This window comes from Candidatus Dormiibacterota bacterium (assembly GCA_035635555.1).
Lineage (GTDB): Bacteria > Acidobacteriota > Polarisedimenticolia > Gp22-AA2 > Gp22-AA2 > Gp22-AA3.
Genome location: DASQAT010000012.1, coordinates 1 through 18,104, shown reverse-complemented (window position 1 = coordinate 18,104; position 18,104 = coordinate 1). Strand labels below are relative to the sequence as shown.

General features: G+C 69.3%; 18 protein-coding genes. 12 read left to right on the top strand and 6 right to left on the bottom strand.

Features of this window, described 5'->3' with window-relative positions; translation table 11 throughout:
* Positions 1 to 3: 3 nt before the first annotated feature.
* Positions 4 to 1,602 (bottom strand): endonuclease/exonuclease/phosphatase family protein, encoded by a 1,599-nt coding sequence (locus tag VEW47_03220; GenBank protein ID HYS04180.1) that lies wholly within the window; start codon positions 1,600 to 1,602, stop codon positions 4 to 6.
* 42 nt (positions 1,603 to 1,644) lie between these two features.
* Positions 1,645 to 3,708, bottom strand: coding sequence for a hypothetical protein (locus VEW47_03215; GenBank protein ID HYS04179.1), 2,064 nt, complete (start codon positions 3,706 to 3,708; stop codon positions 1,645 to 1,647).
* Positions 3,709 to 4,136: 428 nt separating this feature from the next.
* On the opposite strand from VEW47_03215, the gene VEW47_03210 reads away from it, so the two are divergent.
* The 3 genes from VEW47_03210 to leuC all read left to right on the top strand — a co-directional run bounded on the left by VEW47_03210 (position 4,137) and on the right by leuC (position 7,802).
* Positions 4,137 to 5,240, top strand: a complete 1,104-nt coding sequence (locus VEW47_03210) for a hypothetical protein (protein ID HYS04178.1) — start codon at positions 4,137 to 4,139, stop codon at positions 5,238 to 5,240.
* Between the two features lie 42 nt (positions 5,241 to 5,282).
* Positions 5,283 to 6,293, top strand: coding sequence for an alcohol dehydrogenase catalytic domain-containing protein (locus VEW47_03205; GenBank protein HYS04177.1), 1,011 nt, complete (start codon positions 5,283 to 5,285; stop codon positions 6,291 to 6,293).
* 105 nt (positions 6,294 to 6,398) lie between these two features.
* Entirely contained in the window at positions 6,399 to 7,802 is a 1,404-nt protein-coding gene (gene leuC, locus VEW47_03200; GenBank protein HYS04176.1) for a 3-isopropylmalate dehydratase large subunit, read from the top strand.
* Between the two features lie 12 nt (positions 7,803 to 7,814).
* On the opposite strand, the gene VEW47_03195 is transcribed toward leuC, so the two are convergent.
* Entirely contained in the window at positions 7,815 to 8,708 is an 894-nt protein-coding gene (locus VEW47_03195; protein ID HYS04175.1) for a rhodanese-like domain-containing protein, read from the bottom strand.
* A gap of 243 nt (positions 8,709 to 8,951) precedes the next feature.
* Between VEW47_03195 and leuD the strand changes: the two genes are divergently transcribed.
* Positions 8,952 to 9,548, top strand: a complete 597-nt coding sequence (gene leuD, locus VEW47_03190; GenBank protein ID HYS04174.1) for a 3-isopropylmalate dehydratase small subunit — start codon at positions 8,952 to 8,954, stop codon at positions 9,546 to 9,548.
* Positions 9,549 to 9,578: 30 nt separating this feature from the next.
* Here the strand turns inward: leuD and VEW47_03185 are convergent, their stop codons facing one another.
* Positions 9,579 to 10,175, bottom strand: a complete 597-nt coding sequence (locus VEW47_03185) for a glutathione S-transferase family protein (GenBank protein ID HYS04173.1) — start codon at positions 10,173 to 10,175, stop codon at positions 9,579 to 9,581.
* Between the two features lie 135 nt (positions 10,176 to 10,310).
* On the opposite strand from VEW47_03185, the gene VEW47_03180 reads away from it, so the two are divergent.
* Positions 10,311 to 10,679, top strand: a complete 369-nt coding sequence (locus VEW47_03180) for a hypothetical protein (GenBank protein ID HYS04172.1) — start codon at positions 10,311 to 10,313, stop codon at positions 10,677 to 10,679.
* Positions 10,679 to 11,629 carry a hypothetical protein gene (locus tag VEW47_03175; protein ID HYS04171.1) on the top strand — a complete coding sequence of 317 codons (951 nt, stop codon included), beginning with the start codon at positions 10,679 to 10,681 and terminating at the stop codon, positions 11,627 to 11,629. The genes VEW47_03180 and VEW47_03175 overlap by 1 nt, the downstream gene beginning before the upstream one ends.
* Before the next feature lie 53 nt (positions 11,630 to 11,682).
* On the opposite strand, the gene VEW47_03170 is transcribed toward VEW47_03175, so the two are convergent.
* Positions 11,683 to 13,080 (bottom strand): CUAEP/CCAEP-tail radical SAM protein, encoded by a 1,398-nt coding sequence (locus VEW47_03170; GenBank protein HYS04170.1) that lies wholly within the window; start codon positions 13,078 to 13,080, stop codon positions 11,683 to 11,685.
* Positions 13,081 to 13,090: 10 nt separating this feature from the next.
* A complete protein-coding gene (locus VEW47_03165) occupies positions 13,091 to 13,381 on the bottom strand; it encodes a NifU family protein (GenBank protein HYS04169.1) in 291 nt (96 codons plus the stop codon).
* 109 nt (positions 13,382 to 13,490) lie between these two features.
* Between VEW47_03165 and VEW47_03160 the strand changes: the two genes are divergently transcribed.
* From VEW47_03160 to VEW47_03135, 6 genes are all read left to right on the top strand, one after another.
* Positions 13,491 to 14,006: a peptidylprolyl isomerase gene (locus VEW47_03160; protein HYS04168.1), complete on the top strand. Its 516-nt coding sequence runs from the start codon at positions 13,491 to 13,493 to the stop codon at positions 14,004 to 14,006.
* The gene (locus VEW47_03155) at positions 14,003 to 14,617 is read left to right on the top strand and encodes an Hsp70 family protein (GenBank protein HYS04167.1); all 615 of its coding nucleotides are present in this window, start codon (positions 14,003 to 14,005) and stop codon (positions 14,615 to 14,617) included. The genes VEW47_03160 and VEW47_03155 overlap by 4 nt, the downstream gene beginning before the upstream one ends.
* Positions 14,618 to 14,623: 6 nt before the next feature.
* A complete protein-coding gene (locus VEW47_03150) occupies positions 14,624 to 15,211 on the top strand; it encodes a 3'-5' exonuclease (protein HYS04166.1) in 588 nt (195 codons plus the stop codon).
* A 26-nt stretch (positions 15,212 to 15,237) separates the two neighbouring features.
* Positions 15,238 to 15,957 carry a site-2 protease family protein gene (locus tag VEW47_03145; protein ID HYS04165.1) on the top strand — a complete coding sequence of 240 codons (720 nt, stop codon included), beginning with the start codon at positions 15,238 to 15,240 and terminating at the stop codon, positions 15,955 to 15,957.
* Positions 15,950 to 17,824: a M14 family metallopeptidase gene (locus VEW47_03140; GenBank protein HYS04164.1), complete on the top strand. Its 1,875-nt coding sequence runs from the start codon at positions 15,950 to 15,952 to the stop codon at positions 17,822 to 17,824. Before VEW47_03145 ends, VEW47_03140 begins: the two co-directional genes overlap by 8 nt.
* Positions 17,821 to 18,104, top strand: a 284-nt coding sequence (locus VEW47_03135) for a cysteine dioxygenase (GenBank protein HYS04163.1), incomplete at its 3' end; no start/stop codon positions are given. The genes VEW47_03140 and VEW47_03135, both read left to right, overlap by 4 nt.

The following is an 18,104-nucleotide window of genomic DNA, read 5'->3' as shown; positions in this document are numbered from 1 at the left end:
CGCCTACTTCTTCTCGACCTTGAACGGCGCCGACGCGGCGAGCAAGCGGAACCCGTCATCCAGCATCATACGGATCTCGTAGGTCCCCGGCGGCAGCGGCCAGCTCGCGTATCCGACGGGGGAGCTCGCGGTGAAGAAGGTCGTCCCCTCGATGGTGTTGTGCGTGTACTCGTAGAGCATGTAGTGCGTGTTGCCGCACGAGCCGGCCTCACAGGTCGGATCGTTGGGATTCGTGTCCGAGGCCGGCGAGAAGATGCCGAGCCAGTCCCAGCGCATGCCGGGGGCGTTGGTCCACGAGACTCCGATCGGCTCGCCGGGGGCGTACACGCTCTTGTCCGTGGCGACCGTGATCGGCGCGCCGGGAGCGTAGAGCCAGAACGGGCTGCGCGACACCACGCCGCGACGCGTGTCGAGAAGCACCGCCTCGTAGGCGCGCGGCGCAAGGCCGGCGGTGGAGAAGACCACGCTGCCGTCGAGGGGGGCCCCCGCCCCGGTCGAGCGCGCCTCGACGACGGTCGCCGCGCTGCCGCCCGCCGGGACGATGCCGACCCGCTCGCCGGTCTTCCCCTGCGCGTGGAAGGTGATCGTGACGTCGTCCCCCACCGTCAGCCGCCGGTTCGACACCGCGACCAGGACGGGGGAGGTGCCCGGCGTCACCTCGAAGGTCGAGACGACGCCGCGGTGGTCCGTCGGGTAGGGGTTCATGGCGATGTCGACGTCGGGTCCGCCGACCTCTCCGACGATCTGGCTGCCGACCGCCGTCGCCGTTCCGGTCGACAGCACCCAGTCGATGCGGTCGTGAACCTCGTTGGCGACCGACTCTGGGCCTCCCGGCGTCCAGGTGAACCCGGGGACGGCCACCGGATCGGGATGCGCGACGCGGTACGAGTCGCGGAACCCGGCGGCGGCGAGCGCGGCCCCCACCGGCCAGACGAACGGGTAGTGCACGACGTCGCGCACCGCCGCGACCTCGGGAGTCCAGTCGAGGTGCGACGGAGTATTGAAGTCCCCCGTCAGGAACACCGGAATTCCGGCCGCCGCCAGCCCGGGCAGACGCGCCAGCTGGTCCTGGATCGCCGGCAGGCGGAGCGATTCCTCCAGCGCCCGGACCTCCTCGGCCGGAGCGCCGTCGCGCACCAGGTACGGCCCGTACGGATCGGACGGGAGGTGCACGTTGGCGAGCGCCACGACCCTTCCCCGCTGCAGCGCCGCGAAAATGTAGATGCCCGCGGCCCCCGGAGGATCGATCAGCGGGTAGCGCGAGATGATCTGCATCCGCTCGCTGTAGTAATAGCCCAGCGCCTCCGCGATCGGCCGCGTGTCGTGCTCCGCCTCTTCGATGCCCACGACGTCCGGGTTCGCGGCGCGGATCGTCTCGATCACCTGGAGCAGCGTCTCCGGGCAGCCGTGCGGACGCGAGCAGAAGTTCATGTTCGTCAGGTTCAGCTCGTTACCGCCATAGAAGATGTTGATGGTCATGACGCGCAGCCGGATCGGTTGCGCGGCCGCCGCCGCGCCGCCGGCCGGCGAATCGCCCGCCATCCAGGCGATCGTCAGGATGAATGCAAGGATCGGCACGGCCCGTAACGTGTTTCGAGTCATGGAACGCCCCCACGAATGAGTTCAGCCAAGTTTGCCGTCAGTCTACCACCGCGCGGCTAATTCCCCCTTTCCCAGTCGCCGTTCGTTGCGATACCACGCACCCAGCTCGGGTCGGCCCAGGCGCCAGAGGACCCCGATCGGCGCCGTGCCCCGGCACCTGGCGAGACCGCCGTGCTCGCCGCGGGCGTGGTGGAAGCGGCAGAGACAGACGCGGTTCGAGAGATCGTCGGCGCCCAGGTGCGAGCGATAGATCAGGTGATGGTCCTCGAGATTGCGGCGCGACGTGCAGGCGGGGGCGGAGCAGCGCCAGCCGTCGCGGATGTAGACGGCATCGCCGTGCCGTCGAGGCGTCGCAGATCCGGAGGGAGCGCCCCGGACACCTGCCGCGGCACGCTCGCGCGTCTCTGACCTGGCCTCGCCGTCCCAGGTGAAGACGAAGTCCTCGAGGAGCGAGAGCAACCCGACCCAGGCGGGGACGCGGCGGCCGCGCGTGGAAAACGTCCGGGCCGCGAGGGTCGACGGACGCGCCTGCTCGTCCGGCCACGGCTCGTCCCAAGGGACGCGTCCGACTTCGTCCGACAGCCGACGGCGCGTCGATTCGATGACGACGAGCAGATCGTCCGCGAGCTCGTGCGGGAGGCGGAGGCGCAGGAAAACGTCCGGGCTGGAAGGCGGCGCCCCGCCCGGCCCCCCCACCGCCAAGGCGCCGAAGCGAAGGACGCGCGCGCGGGCCGTCCCCGGCTCGCGGCGGAGGGAGGCGTGCCACTCGGTGTCGTCGAGAGGGTGGGGCGCGGGGCGTGACGGGTCGATGAACTTCCGACGCCCGAGCGCGCGGGCCTCGTCGCGGAGGCGCTTGACCGTCGCCTCCTCGGCGCGCGCCAGCCAGGCGGCCTCGGTCGCGCCGTCGACGGGGCCGTCGCCGAGGATGCGCAGCACCGTCAGGGTCGCCTCGAGGCCGACGCGGCCTTGATCGTAGGCGGCGCGCAGGCGTGGGAAGCGTCGCAGTGAGCGGGCGACGCGGACGCGGTCTTCGGCGTAGGTGCGCGTCAGGCCCAGCCGTTCCTCGGCGTAGTGGCCGGCGCCCGCGAAGCGAAGGCGCGGCCAGGCGCCCCGCTCGGCCAGCTCCGCCAGCAGGCGGCCGAGACGGCGCTCGAGATCATCCTCGAGGAGAAGGATCTCGCGGACCTGCGCGTCCAGATCGGCGGGGCCGCCGCTGCCGGCGGTGCTGGACAGATCGTCAAGACGCGCGAGGCCCGCGCCCGCGAGGTGCAGGGCCCACGAGGCGGGGGAGGACCGGGACAGATGATGCCAATTCCCGGTCGAGCGGGCGAGAGCCGCCTCGACCCGGACGACGTCGGGACTACGCCGCAGCGCGACCCGGTCGAAGTCGCCAAAGAAGGAGCCGGAGGTGGCGCCGTCCGGCCGGGCCGCGTCGGCCTTCCGTCCGTCCGGCGCTTCCGGAGGCGAGGCGCCGGCGAACGCCTCGGCGACGAGCGCCTCGACGAACGAGGTCACGCTCGCCTGCGCCCCCTCAACGGCACGATACAGGTCGACCGACTCGTCGAACGCGGCAACGAGCGGCGCCGGCACGGGGATACGCACGAGCGAGCGATCGGCCGGGTCGTCGTCGGGAGCGTCGGCGCCACCAGGTCCCGCGTCGGGCATGCCGGCGGGCGCAGGGTCGGTGGTCGGAGCCTGCGCACCCGGCGGCCATGCCGAGCCGGCGTCGCGCGCCTGCCGCACCGCCTCGCGGAGCTCGCGGATGGAGACCGCGCGCGCGAGAGCGATCCAGGCTGCGAGCGAAGCGGGAGAGGCGGAGCGTCCGATCAGGAGAGCCGCCACCCGGCCGAGCGGCACCGCACCGTCCTCGCCCGCGAGCGCCTCGGCCAGCCCGGGAAGCGACGACAGCGCGTGCCCCAGGCCGGCAAGGTCCCTGACCCAGCGCCCCGACCGGCCGAACCGCTCCCGCGCGTGATCGTCCAGGCGCGCGAACCCGAACGCCGACCACGCCCCGGCCTGCACGAACGCCGCGGCGACGCGGGCCAGAAGGGGCGCGAGCCGGTCGAGCGCGCTCCGCAGCGACAGCGCAAGTCCATCGGCGTGCAAGAACGACTGCTCGACGGGGCAGGTCGCAGGGGCGCCGCGCTCGAGATAGGCCCGAGGGGCGCGGTCCTCTTCGGCAGCGCCCGACCGATCTATGGATCTCGGGACTGGCCTTGGTTCCGCGACAGCGCCGCCCGCCGAGCGCGCACCCCGCTGGAGCCGAGGCGCCCGATAGGACTCATTCGCCTCATCCCTGCAGGCGAAATCCCTCGGCTCGAAGCGGTGCTCCTGCCTGTTGCGTGGCGAGCGAGAAGTCCCGTACCGCACTGCGGACGCGGCATCCGCGAGGACAGACGTGGCTTCGATCACGTCGCGCCTCCGCTGCGCCGGAGCGCAGAGGGAAAGCAGTCATAATCGGGAATCCAACGCTCGATCGCGGGGGCGGAAATGTGCGATCGAGCAGCGTCACTATCCAGGGTGTAATTTACGCGATGGCGATCGCGGAGTCAATGAGTTTCTCTGAAATTTCTTGCGCCGGCGCGGACCATGCGTCGTTCGACGCGCCAACACAGCGGCGCATCGAGCGGCGCCGCTGCCGGAATGCATCGGCGTCGCCTGGGCTACCCGAACCCGTGTGTGCTAGAGTGCGGCCAGAGTTGAACAGTCCCATGTTCATGATTCACATCAGGCGCGCTCGATGTCTGCTGGCAGTCGCGAGCGCGATCGTCTGCCTCTCGTCTTCCGTCCACGCGGGCAGGACGCCCGAGACCGGCGAGGACCGCCAGCCCAGGAACATCTACGAATTGTGGCGCTCGTTCGACCATACCTTCCAGCGCGTCCTGACCCGCAACGAGCTCGAGCAATATCGAAATCGCAGTCCCGAGCAGATCAAAGAAGAGGACCCCGAGCTCTACGCAAGAATCAGTCAGGACGTGAAAGCCTGGACCATTCTTTGGATTCATCATGTGAGGACAGCGCTCGTACCTATTCCGGAAAAACGCATGGAGACCGCGCATCGGACCGCCGAACGGGTGGACTCGATCCTGAGACAGCATTTCAAGGAGCAAGGGTGGCCGTACAAGCCCCTGGACGTCGTGTTTCTTCCGCCGCAAGTCTTTCTCGACGAGGCGCACAGGGGAGACCTCACCGCCGGGATGTTCATCCCGTTCTACCCGGATTCGATTTTCGTCTCGGTCGACTGGCCGATTCCAATCGAGCTGGTACTGACGCACGAGATCCTGCACTACAACAAGACAGGGGATGTGTTCGGTCTTCCTTTGGAGGAGGGGCTCGCGGATATCGGCGCGAGGTATCTGGTCGTGAAGTACGACCTCCTGACCGCGTACTCCCTGAGGCGCGTGGACACCTATCCCATCGAGCGCAAGGGAATCGACCTGGTCCTCGATGAGATGGGCAAGCGAACGGGGAAGAGTCATGATGAAGCGGTCGACATGTTCCTGGGAGCCCTGCTGACGGGGAATCAGGACAGGATGGAGGAGATTTTCGGAGCCGAGACGTGGCAGCGGGTGATCAAGCTGTCGAACAGCCGGGGGGATTGGCAGACACACCGGATCAAGGCTGCCCTCGGGAAATAGGACAGATTCATCCGGGTCCGTCAGGCACACACGGAGGAGACCATGAAGGCAGCCGTCATCAGCAAGGCCGGCGGACGCATCGAGATCGAGGAGCGGGAGCGCCCGGTGCCCGGACCGGACGAGGTGCTGATCCGGGTGCACGCCTGCGGCGTGTGCCACGGCGACCTCATGGTCCGCGACGGACACTTCCCGTTCGTCCGCTATCCGATCGTGCCCGGTCACGAGATCGCAGGCGCGGTCGAGGCGACGGGGGAGCGGGTCGGCACCCTGACGCGCGGGGCGCGGGTGGGGGTGTCGGCGCTCTACTCCTCGTGCGGCGCCTGCCCCCAATGTCTCGGGGCCGACGAGTTCCTCTGCTCCAGGCTCGAGTTCACCGGAGTCACGAAGGACGGCGGGTACCAGGAGTACATGCTGGCCCCCGCGGCTTACGTGGCGTCGCTTCCTGAGGGACTCGAATTCTCCGACGCCGCCCCCCTGATGTGCGCGGGGCTCACCGTCTACAGCGGACTGCGTCACGCCGGCTTCCGGCCGGGGCACAAGGTTGCCGTGATCGGGCTCGGCGGGCTCGGGCACATGGCCGTGCTCTTCGCCAGGGCCATGGGAGGTCGGGTCGCCGTGCTGTCGACGAGCGCCGACAAGGAGGCCGAGGGGCAGCGACTCGGCGCCGAACGGTTCATCAACGTCAAGAAGTCGAAGCCGACGGAGGCGCTGAAGGAATGGGAAGGCGGACCCGACCTGGTGCTCGCGACCGCGCCGGACGCCGAAACGATGACGGCGGCGTTCCCCGGACTGGCCATCGACGGCACCATGATGGTCCTCGGCGCTCCGTTCGCGCCCCTCACCGTGAGCCCGTTCGACCTGATCATGGGCCGGCGGCGTCTCATGGGCACCCCGGCGGGCTCACGGAAGGACCTGCACGACACTCTGGCGTTCGCCGCGGCCCACGGGGTGCGACCGCGGGTGAAGCGCGCCTCGCTGCAGGACCTCGCGGGGGCGCTCGGAGAGATGGACAAGGGTCACATGCTGGGGAGGACCGTCGTCGTGATGCAGTAGGCGGCTGACGGAAGTCGAATGATCCGTCGGGAATTCCTGCGACCGCTTCCTGCGTATCACCGCCCCGAACCGCGCTAGAATCGTGCTCTCAGGAGCCCTCAAGGCATGCCCCGCACCCTCTTCGACAAGGTCTGGGACGCCCACTTGGTGCGCCCCGAGTCGGCCGACACGCCGGCGATCCTCTACGTCGACCTGCATCTCGTCCACGAGGTGACTTCCCCCCAGGCGTTCGCGATGCTGCGCGAGCGCGGCCGCACAGTGCGCCGCCCGGGGCTCACGGTCGCGACGATGGACCACTCGACGCCGACGACGCCGCGCGGGGCGGACGGGCGGATACCGGTCACCGACAGGGAAGCCGCGGCGCAGATCGATCAGCTCGAGACGAACTGCCGGGAGTTCGGGATCCGGCTGCACGCTCTGGGGAGCGAGCGGCAGGGGATCGTGCACGTCATCGGTCCGGAGCTGGGGCTGACGCAGCCGGGGATGACGATCGTCTGCGGCGACAGCCACACCTCGACGCACGGCGCCTTCGGCGCGCTGGCGTTCGGGATCGGCACGACCGAAGTGGCGCACGTCCTGATGACGCAATCTATCCTTCAAGCCCGGCCCAGCACGCTGGCGGTCAGGGTCGAAGGGCGGCTCCATCCGGGGGTGACGGCGAAGGACCTCATCCTGGGGATCATCGCGAAGATCGGCGTGGGAGGCGGGACCGGCCACGTGATCGAGTACGCGGGTCCGGCGATCCGGGTGCTGTCGATGGAACAGCGGATGACGGTCTGCAACATGTCGATCGAGGCGGGGGCGCGCGCCGGGATGATCGCGCCGGACGACACGACGTTCGAGTACCTGGCGGGGCGAACGCACGCGCCGCAGGGGGAGGCGTGGGAGCGGGCGCTCGCGGACTGGAGGCGCCTGCCGACCGACGAGGGGGCGGCGTTCGATCGCGAAGTCTCCATCGACGCCTCGGCGCTGGAGCCGATGATCACCTACGGCACCAATCCAGGGATGGCGGTGCCGGTTCGCGGCGCCGTGCCGTCATCCGACGGGCTGGCGTCCATGGAGCGGGCGCTCGGCTACATGGGGCTGCGCCCCGGGCAGCGTCTCCTGGGGCATCCGATCGATGTGGTGTTCATCGGCTCGTGCACGAACGCGCGGCTCAGCGACCTGCGGCTGGCGGCGTCGCTCCTGCGCGGCCGCAAGGTCGCGGCGAACGTGCGGCTGCTCGTGGTGCCGGGCTCGCAGCAGGTGAAGAGGGAGGCGGAGGCGGAGGGGCTCGACCGCGTGTTCCGCGACGCTGGCGGCGAGTGGCGCGAGGCCGGCTGCTCGATGTGCATCGCCATGAACGGCGACCAGCTCCGGCCGGGGCAGTACGCCGTCAGCACCAGCAACCGCAACTTCGAGGGGCGGCAGGGGGCCGGCGGGCGGACCTTCCTGGCCAGCCCGCTCACCGCCGCGGCCAGCGCCGTCGCGGGCGCGATCGCCGACGCGCGCGAGATGATCACGAAGTGAGCCGGTGGATCCTCACCCGATAAGACGCGCCGCGACCGATGCGACGCAGCGTCCCTCGAACTCTCCTTCGCGCTCGCGCACGATTTCGAGCGGAGCCACGAGCCGCCGCAGCTCTCCGGGCTGCAGGAGAAAGTCCGGGTTCGTGGGCTTGCCGCGCGCGGCCTGCGCCGTTGTGAACGTCTCGTAAATCAGAGTGCCGCCATTCCTCAATGACCGCAGCAGCGCCGGGAACAGGGGCCGGTGCAGGTAGTGGATGCCGAGGACGACGTCGTAGAGCCCCTCGCCCAGGTCGGTTCCCGGCGCCTCGAGATCGACGAGCTCTGCTTCGACCGGAAGCCCCAGGCGCGCGGCCGCCCGCCGCAGGCCCGCCACGGCTTCGGCGTCGCGATCGAGCGCGCGCACCTCGAGACCCGCGCCGGCGAGCAGCAGCGCGTGCCGACCACGGCCGCACGCGACGTCGAGGGCGCGACGGGAACGGGTCGCAGCCCCGTGACGAACGTCGGGCGGCGGTCGCAGCAGATCGGCATTGAGAAGGAGCCACGACGACGGTCCGACGACCGGGTCGATGTCGTGCGTCCCGAACTGCCGCGGCCCGGTCCAGCAGGACATCCCGCCCGTCATGTCGAGCACGCGCGGGAATCCGGCGGTCGCCAGGAAGCGCGCCGCCGTCCGGCTGCGGATGCCGTGCTCGCAGCAGACCAGGATCGGCGCCCCCTCGCGCAGCAGCGTGGCCGCGGCGCAGGCCAGAAGATCGAGCGGCAGTAGGATCGCGCCGGGGATGGTCCCGAGCTCGGCCCATTCGTCCGGATTACGCACGTCCAGGACGCGCACGGACCCGGACGCCACGAGGTCCGCAGCCGCGGCCGCAGGGACGCACTCGACCCGATCCAGATCCGTTCCAGCCAACTTGGAGTCTCCCGTGTTCCGGCACATTCTACCTGTCAGCGAGCTTCTTCGAGGCCGATCGATGCGCCGACCGCCCCGGGGACAAAGGTATTCCTCACTCTGGTTCTCCTGCTGGCGATCGGTAAGAAGAGCCTGGAGTAGCACGCTGAAATTGAAGCGGTCCGAGCTCGCGGAGCCGTAGCTCGACACCCACTCCATCTTCCGGCGGGCCGTTCGGCCTCGAGGCGCGGTAGAATCGGGCCCATGGACCCGATCCGCACCATCGCGTCGAGCTACGTCGTCCTGCCGATCGACAACATCGACACGGACATCATCATCCCGGCGCGCTTCCTGAAGGTCACCGGGAAGGCGGGGCTCGGGCGGCATCTGTTCGCCAACTGGCGGTACGCAGAGAACGGCTCGCCGCGCGCGGACTTCGTGCTCAACCGGCCGGAGGCGGCCGCGGCGCGCGTCCTGGTCGCGGGGGACAACTTCGGCTGCGGCTCGTCGCGCGAGCACGCGCCGTGGGCGCTCCACGATTTCGGCTTCCGCGCCGTCGTCAGCACGTCGTTCGCGTCGATCTTCCGGAACAACTGCCTGAAGAACGGTCTGCTGCCGATCGCCGTCGAGCCGGCGTATCACAAGAAGATGATCGAGACGGCGGGCGGCGGCGCGCCACCGACGGTCACCATCGACCTCGAGGCCCGCACGATCACCTTGGCCGACGGGACGCGCACGACCTTCCCTATCGAGCCGTTCCCTCGCTACTGCCTGCTCAACGGCATCGACGAGCTGTCCTTCCTCCTGCAGCAGGAGGAGACGATCTCCACATACGAGCGGCGCGACGCGAAGCCGCGCTGAGAACGCCTTCGGCGAATCCCCGGCGACGGGCTACGCGTCGATCTTGACGTGGCCGGGCTGGGACGCGACGCGGTCGAGCCAGGCCCGGATGGCCGGATAGCGCTTCAGGTCGAAGCCCCCTTCACCGGCGACGTGCGTGTAGGCGTAGAGTGCGATGTCCGCCAGACTGTAGCGTTCGCCGACGAAGAAGGTCCTGCGGGCGAGGTGCTTCTCCATCGCGTCGAGCGCGCGGTAGCCGGCGACCTGCCGGCGCTCCACCGCCGCCTGGTCGACCTGCGCGCCGCTGTAGTGGAGCCAGAACCTCGCCACCGCGATGTTCGGCTCGTGGTCGTACTGCTCGAAGAACTGCCACTGCAGCACCTGGGCGCGCTCGTAGCGGTCCTCCGGCACGTAACGCGTGCCGTCGCCGAAGTACCAGAGGATCGCGTTCGACTCGGCGAGCGGCCGGCCGTCGTCGAGGACCAGCGTCGGCACGCGGAGCGACGGGTTCAGCGCCCCGAGGATGTCGGGACGCTTCGACCTGTCGGTGACCGAGAGCTCGCGGCGTTCGTACTGTTTTCCGAGGTGCGCGAGAAGGAGCCGGACCTTGTAACAGTTTCCCGAGACCGCGCTGTCGTAGAGCAACATCGTCGTAGCCTCCTGGGGATCGAGGACGGAATTATACGACCCACCGGCTTGACAGCGTCAACATGCGAGTGTTAGATGCCGGGCAACCGCCTGTCACCCGGCGTCGTCCAACCGCTCGCGTCGAGGGAGGCTCCTGTGCCGAGGAAACGGGGAAAGAGCCGCGCTGCCAGGTCTCCAGCGGGAGCGGGTTCCGACGCGGAGAGGAAGCAGGTCGCTGTCCGAGTCGCTCAGCGGAGGTTCCCGGGGCTCGAGCCCGAGGTCGACATCAGCTCTCAGCTGGATGAGCCGGGAGAGAAGGCTACCGTCGCCGACTTTCTGAACGGGCCGGTCGCTGAATGGGTCGGGGTCACGTATCCCGCCTGGCGCTGGGCCGTCGTGACGGCCGCCGATTTCGAATCGATCACGACCGTGCGCGATTTCGCCTGGCTCTGCTACCGTCATCTCACCCCTGCCCCGACCCCCGCGCCGCCCGGATCGAAGGCGCCGGCGCTGGAATTCTCCTGATGCGCGCCTCCCCCGGGCGCCGGCATCGTCCGGGTGTGGTCATCGCTCATATCCTCGCGATGTGGGGATGGGCGGGGGTCGAGGTGGCGCGCGCGCAGCCGGCGGAGACCCCGGAAGAGAAGTTTCTGGGCGCGCAACCGGATGTGTCGAGGCGGGACCGGGTGAAGCCCTTCTCGATCACCATCGGACCCGAGGGGGCCGTCCTGCGGGGGGATGACACGTTTCTCATCGCAGACGGATGGGGCAGGAAGACCCGCGTCACGCCCTACGCCTCGGTCCTGGCCGATGCGAACTGGAGTCCTCGCCGGGATGCGCTCGACAATGCCTCGCTCACCCTGCGGCCGTCCGTGGGCGTCCAGAGAATCGGGCGACAGGGGGGTGGACCGGTTTCGCACGGCGCCTGGTTCTTCGCGCACCTGGATTTCCGGCAGCGCAAGGGAGACTTCAGGGATCCGATCTCGGGTGGCGTCCGGTCCGTGAACCAGACGATCCTCGGCGCGGGGGTCGAATTCAAGCTCACATCGCTGTACGAGGCCTACAGGAAGGCCGCCAACAGGACCGGCTACTTCAATGACTATCCACGAATCGATATCACCTACTACGGCGTGGCACGCAGCTCCGAGCCCGCCAACGACCTTCCCGACGGGATCGTCGACCACCACGTCCAGGTCGCCCTGCGGGGCGACTTACGGATCCCGGCGTGCTGGAGAAGGGAAGGGGAGAACAAGGTCTGTCCGCTGGTCCTGCAGGCCGACTACGCCGGCTCGAAGCCCACGGGAGGCCCGGAGAGAAAGTGGGACTCGCTCGGCACGGTGACACTCCAGTACGACACCGGGACGGAGATCAAGCCCGCGATCACCTACCGATCGGGGAGGGAGCAGGGGCTCCAGTACGACCGACAGCTGATCTTCGGGCTGCTCTGGGGGTTCGGAAGGAGCAGGTCGCCCTAGAAGCGTGTTTCGATGGCGCGAAGAGGATCCAACTGACCCTCGGTGGGCTCCGCTCAGCAGAACCACGGCTCGGTCAGCCGCGGCGGGCGCCCCTTGTCGTGCACGATCGGCGAGCGGGTCCCAAGGGGACGGGCCGCGGCGCGCGCCACGATGCGATCGAACGTGAGCCGCGGGTCCTCGCCGTCGAGCGCCGCCTTCTCGACCAGGACGCTCAGCTCCCTGTGCAGGAGGTCCATGCGTGGATCGGGATGCCGCCAGTCGTAGGTGAACCGCCCGGAGTCGAGCCCACCGAGGTGGGGCCGCATCTCCTTGTGATTCAGGAGCAGCGATCCGGGGGGGAGGAGGAGCCGGATCACGAGCTGCACCGGGTCGAGGTGATCGACGAGATCGTGGCGCTCGATGAACGCCAGGAGGCCCAGGTAATCGTCGAGACCGGTCCAGGGGGTGAACGGCACGAGCGACGGCCGCAGCGTCAGACCGGCGCTCCGGGTCAGTTCGATCGCCTCCTCGACGTCGGCGCGGGTGTGTCCCTTGTCCAGGATCGCCAGCACGCGGTCGTCGATCGACTCGACCGCCGAAACGACGAACAGGCAGCCGAGGCGGGCCATCTCCGGCAGCAGGTCGCGATGCTTCAGGAGGTGCTCGATCTTGGCCGTGAAGTCGAACGTCAGCGCCGGAAACTCGGCGCGCGCCGCCCGCAGGATCGCGAGGGAGTGGCCGGGGCCGTTCAGGAAGTCCGGATCGCCGAAGGTCAGATGCGTGGCGCCGGCGGAGACCTGGTTGCGGATGTCGGCCAGCACCACCTCGCGCGGCACGACGAAGAAGCGGCCGCCGTACACCGGCGGGATCGGACAATGCCGGCAGAAGTGCAGGCAGCCGCGGCTCGCCTCGGTCTGGCCGGCGAGGCGGGTCGCGCCGTCGTGCAGAAGGAGAGCGTAACGGTCCAGCGGCGGCAGCGAGGCGCGCCGCGGGACCGCAAACTCGATCCGGCGCAGCCACGGAGCCGCCGGGGGGCCCGCTCCGGCGGCGGCCGGCGCGACGTTGACCCCGTCGATCCCCCTCCCCGATCCCCCGCGGTCCAGGTCGGTCGCGAGGCGAACCAGCGGCTCCTCGCACTCCCCCCCGATGATGAAGTCGGCGCCGCGGTCGAACAGCGCCTCGGCGTTGAGCGTCGCGTACAGCCCGTACAGGAGGACGCGGCAGCCGGGACTGATGGCGCGGATGCGCTCGAGCGCCTGCACACCCAGACGCAGGGCGGTGTGCATCGGAACGGCGATCGCGGCCAGGCGGGCGGCTGCGATCGCCTCCGGGTCGAGGCGCTCCACGGCGAGGTCGATGACGGTGGGGGAGAAGCCGGCGTCTTCCAGAAGCGCCAGAGGAGACGCGAGCGACAGCGGCTGGCGCCCCATCTCGTAGGTCGAGAGGAGGACGACCGCGCCCCGGGCGCGCAGCACGGGCGGCCTACTTCGCGGGCTGGTAGTAGGGGTTGGATCCACCGGCGTGGTCGGTCTGGTCGATGACGCCGACGAGCTGCGGGATCTCTTCCTTGAGCGTCGTCTCGATTCCCTGCTTCAGGGTGACGTTGACCATGCCGCATCCCTGGCAGCCGCCGCCGAGCTTCAGGTAGGCGATGTTCGCCTTGACGTCCAGGAGCTCGACCCAGCCGCCGTGCGACGCCACGGCCGGGTTGATCATCTCGTCCAGGATCTTCTGGATACGGGTCTTGACTTCCTCGTCGCCCATGGATTCCATCAAGGTTCTCCTGCCGGGGATAACATGGCCCTATTATAGGGCCAATTCAAGGCGGAAAAACCGGCCCCGGTCGCCACGCGACCGCGTTCTACTCTAAAATGACCGGCGCATGCGAGCCCCTGCGACGATCCTGATCCTGGTCTGCGCGGCGATGGCGCACCTCGCCGCATCGCCCCAGCCCGCGCCGACGGCGAGTCCGGCGCCCACGCCGGCACCGTCCCCCTCTGCAGAGCCCTCACCCTCACCGGCCCCCAAGACGCCCGAGCCGGACCGGGTGGTGGTGCAGCACATCCTGGTGTCGTTCGGGGACAAGATCCCGGGCAAGAAGAGTGCGCGGACGGAGAGCGAGGCGCGCGAGCTGGCCGGGCAGCTCCTGGAGCGGGCGCGCAAGGGAGAGGACTTCGACGCGCTGGTGAAGCAGTATACCGACGACCAGCACCCCGGGATCTACGCGATGTTCAACCGGGGGATGCGTCCCCAGGGACGCGACGAGTACCCGAGGCAGGGAATGGTCCCCTGCTTCGGCGACCTGTCTTTCTCCCTGGCGCCGGGAGGCATCGGCATGTGCGAGCTCGACGCGACGCGCAGCCCGTACGGCTGGCACATCATCAAGAGGATCAAGTGAGATACGCCCCCTGGGCGGCGGGGCTCCTCGTCCTGGTCGTGGCGATCGTCGCGATGGCGGCCGTGGTCCTGCCGCAGAGCCCGCTCCGGACGGCCCACCCGTCCGAGCTGTGGGGGGAGTGGACGACGCCGCTGGGCAGGCCGGCCCCCTCTCCGGGCCCCGCACCGGCGCCCGGGACCTCCACCGCGTATCCCGCCGTCCCGCAGACCCCGGCCCTCTACGTCGTCGAACAGGAATCGCCGATCGTCGCCCCCGACGAGACGCTGGGCGAGGGGCTCGGGATCGAGACCCCGCGCGGCAAGTTCCAGGTGGTCCTGGCGAGGGGGACGCCGGTCCGCTACGCTCGGACGGTCACGTTCGGCACGGGGGCCGACGACCAGAAGGAGATCCGGCTGCACGTCCTGCGCGGGCGCTCCGGCACTCTGGCGCAGAATCGCTCGCTCGGCTGGGTGCGCATCCCGGACCTTCCTCCCGGTCCCAGGCGATCGACGCGGGTCGCCGTCACCTTCCAGGTCGTGGACCGCGCCATCGTCCTGGTGGCGCAGAACGTGGCGGACGGCCGGGCGCTGACGATCGAAGCGTCGGAAGCGCCGCCGGGATTCGGACCGTAGGGGATGATGGCGGGCGGGAGCGGGCCGGAGATCGTCTACTTCAGCGTGGACGTCGAGGCGTCCGGACCGGTCCCAGGGCTGTACAACCTCGTGTCGATCGGCGCCGTGCCGGTGACCCTCACGGGCGGCTCCCACCGCCCAGACACGGATCGCTTCTACGTCGAGCTGAAGCCGATCGGCGGGGCCTTCGAGAAGGAGGCGATGGCGGTCCACGGCATTTCGCGCAAACACCTGGAGGAGCAGGGGGCGGAAGCGTCCAGGGCGATGCGCGACCTGCGCGAATTCGTCGAGACCAGGCGCGGTCCGGGTCAGGCGCGCGCCGTCTTCGTCGGTCACAACGCCGCCTTCGACTGGTCCTACATCAGCTACTATTTCACCCTGTTCAAGATTCCCAACCCGTTCGGCTACAAGGCGCTCGACATCAAATCGCTGGCGATGGGCCGTCTGCGCATCGGCTGGTTCGAGACGAGCAAGGAGAACCTCGAGGCGCTGCTGCCGTCCGTGCCGCGGCAGGACCTGAGGCAGGCGCACCGCGCGGACTACGACGCGCTCTACCAGGCCCATATCCTGTGCGCGCTTCTCGACCTGCGCTGAACGAAGAGGGGCTGTAGAATACGCCGGTGGATGCGCTGCCGAACGTCGGGGAGTTCATCGTCTGGTTCGTCGTCTTCCTGTTCACGCTGACGGTGCACGAGGCCTGCCACGGCCTCGTCGCCTGGCTGGGGGGGGACAGCACGGCCTATCACGGCGGTCAGGTGACGCTCAACCCGTGGCCGCACATCCGGCGCGAGCCGGTGGGCACCATGGTCGTTCCGCTCCTCACCTTCATCACGTCCGGCTGGATGATGGGCTGGGCCTCGACGCCGTACGACCCGGAATGGGGCCGGCAGCACCCGAAGCGCCTGGCGGCGATGTCCGCGGCGGGCCCGGCTGGAAATCTGCTGATCGCGACACTCGCCTTCGTCGCGCTGAAGACGCTCCTGGCGTCGGGGGTGTTGGTGCCGCCCGAGCAGATCAATTTCCAGCGGCTGGTCGAGCCGAGGGTCGGAACGCCGGCTGAGTCGATTCTGTACCCGCTGGCGTTTCTGCTGTCGGTGGCCCTGAGCCTGAACGTCCTGCTCTGCCTGTTCAACCTCCTGCCGCTGCCGCCGCTGGACGGCGCCGGCATCCTGCAGGGCCTGCTGCCAGACAGGTACGGGAGTCTCATCGAGGGCCTGAGACGCAACCCGATGATGTCCCTGGTCGGCCTGATGATCGCCTGGCAGGTCATGGATGTCTTCTATCATCCCGCGTTCGAGGTCCTGTACCGTCTCCTGCACCCGGGGGTGACCTATGGCTAGCGGTCCGGGCGGGCGGAACGCGCTCGCGGCGGTCTGCGCCATGGCACTCCTGGCCGCGGGCCCGATCCAGTCCCAGCCGAAGAAGACGGCTCCTGCGGGCGACTGGCACACGCCGGCGGAGATCAGCGACTACGCGACGACGCCGCGCGACGCGGAAACGATCGCCTACGCGCGCCGGCTGCAGGCCGCGGCCCCCGGACAGGTCCGCCTGGAGACCTTCGGCAGGAGCGGCGAGGGACGCGACCTGTTCATCCTCGTCGTCTCCAAGGACGGGGTGTTCGATCCGGCGGCGATCCACAAGGCGGGCCGGCCGATCGTCCTGGTTCAGAACGCCATCCACGCCGGCGAGATGGACGGCAAGGACGCCTCCCTCGCCCTCCTGCGCGACATCGTCGTCACCAAGGAGAAGGCGGCGCTCATCGACCGCGCCGTGCTGGTCGTGATCCCGATCTACAACGTGGACGGCCACGAACGGTTCGGACCCCACAACCGCATCAACCAGAACGGGCCGCGGGAGACCGGCTGGCGGACGCAGGCGCGCAATCTGAATCTCAACCGCGACTACATGAAGGCGGACGCGCCCGAGACGCGCGCCTTCCTGCGCCTGTGGGCCAGGTGGCTCCCCGACCTGTTCGTCGACACCCACGTGACCGACGGCGCCGACTTCCAGTACGACACGACGTACTCGGTCGACACCGGGCCGGACGTCTTCCCGGCCCTCGCGGCCTGGAAGCGGGACGTCCTGGCTCCCTATCTTGAGAAAGTCGTGGGCGAGGCCGGCCACGTCATCTCGCCGTACATCAATCTGAAGAGCGACACCGACCCGTCGGAGGGGATCACGACGGCCCAGGACCAGCCGCGCTTCTCGACGGGATACATCAATCTGCAGAACCGCCCCGCCGTGCTGCTCGAGACGCACATGCTGAAGGACTACAGGACGCGCGTCCTGGGATCGTACGAGTTCCTGCGCGCTCTCATCCAGATCGCCAACCGGGACGCCGGAACGATCGTCGAGATGAACCGCGCAGCGGACGCCGCGACCATCGCCGCGGGCCGTTTGTATGACCCGGCGGCGCGCGTCCCGCTCCGCCTGCAACCGGACGGAACGACCGAGCCATTCACGTTCCGCGGGTTCAAGTCCCGCACCACTTCGAGCGACGTCTCGGGTGCGGCGCGCATCGAGTACACCCGGGAGCCGGTCGAGATGACCGTGCCGCGCGAGATCGGGCTGAAGGTCACGGTGGAGACCGCACCCCCAAGGGCGTACTTCGTCCCGGCGCAGTGGAAGGGGGTGATCGACGTGCTGCGGGCGCACGGCCTGCGCCTCCAGACGACGGAGCGAGCCTGGGAAGGGGAGGTCGAGACCTACCGCTGCGACGGTGCCGTCTGGAACGAGAAGCCGTTCGAGGGGCATCAGGTTCTGTTCAGCCCGGGGGAAGGGGGCGCGCGCCCGGGAGCGACGCCGGGAGAATGCATCCTGGTACACGCGCGGCTGCCGTTCCCGGCCGGCTCGGTGATCGTCCCGCTCGATCAGAGGGCGGGGCGCGTGGCGGTCCACCTGCTCGAGCCGCAGGCGCCCGACTCGCTCCTGGCGTGGGGCTTCTTCAACGCGATCTTCGAGCGCAAGGAGTACGCCGAGCCCTACGTGATGGAGAGCCTGGCGCGCGACATGCTCGCGAAGGACCCGAAGCTCCGGGAGGAGTTCGAGCGGCGCCTCGCCCAGGACAAGGCGTTCGCCGCCAGCCCCGAGGCGCGTCTCGAATTCTTCTACCGCCACTCGCCGTGGTGGGACCCGCGTCTCGGTCTCTACCCGGTGGGGAGGCTGGCCGGTCTCGAGGGGTTGCCAGAGAGGAGGGACATTCGATGACGCCACAGCCTGACGCGTTGGCCGAGAGGACCATCGAGCAGCTGGTCGACGGGTTGCGCGGCATTCCGGGGGCCGTCTTCACGCGCGAACGCGTGCTGCGGGAGATCGGCCGGACGGTGCTCGACCCCGGTTCGCTCGGGCCATACCTGTTCTTCCGGCGCAGTCACTACACGCGCAACCTGATCTTCCGCAACGACCTGTTCGAGGTCGTGGCGATCGGCTGGGAGCCGGCGCAGGCCTCGGCGATCCACAATCACCGGGGCCAGGAGTGCTGGATGGG

Bases quoted from the DNA above. Each gene is read 5' to 3' on its own strand.
- VEW47_03160 (HYS04168.1), top strand. From the start codon at position 13,491: ATGCGAGCCCCTGCGACGATCCTGATCCTGGTCTGCGCGGCGATGGCG.
- VEW47_03210 (HYS04178.1), top strand. From the start codon at position 4,137: ATGGCGATCGCGGAGTCAATGAGTTTCTCTGAAATTTCTTGCGCCGGC.
- leuC (HYS04176.1), top strand. From the start codon at position 6,399: ATGCCCCGCACCCTCTTCGACAAGGTCTGGGACGCCCACTTGGTGCGC.
- VEW47_03140 (HYS04164.1), top strand. From the start codon at position 15,950: ATGGCTAGCGGTCCGGGCGGGCGGAACGCGCTCGCGGCGGTCTGCGCC.
- leuD (HYS04174.1), top strand. From the start codon at position 8,952: ATGGACCCGATCCGCACCATCGCGTCGAGCTACGTCGTCCTGCCGATC.
- VEW47_03165 (HYS04169.1), bottom strand. From the start codon at position 13,381: ATGGAATCCATGGGCGACGAGGAAGTCAAGACCCGTATCCAGAAGATC.
- VEW47_03175 (HYS04171.1), top strand. From the start codon at position 10,679: ATGCGCGCCTCCCCCGGGCGCCGGCATCGTCCGGGTGTGGTCATCGCT.
- VEW47_03185 (HYS04173.1), bottom strand. From the start codon at position 10,175: ATGTTGCTCTACGACAGCGCGGTCTCGGGAAACTGTTACAAGGTCCGG.
- VEW47_03205 (HYS04177.1), top strand. From the start codon at position 5,283: ATGAAGGCAGCCGTCATCAGCAAGGCCGGCGGACGCATCGAGATCGAG.
- VEW47_03150 (HYS04166.1), top strand. From the start codon at position 14,624: ATGGCGGGCGGGAGCGGGCCGGAGATCGTCTACTTCAGCGTGGACGTC.
- VEW47_03220 (HYS04180.1), bottom strand. From the start codon at position 1,602: ATGACTCGAAACACGTTACGGGCCGTGCCGATCCTTGCATTCATCCTG.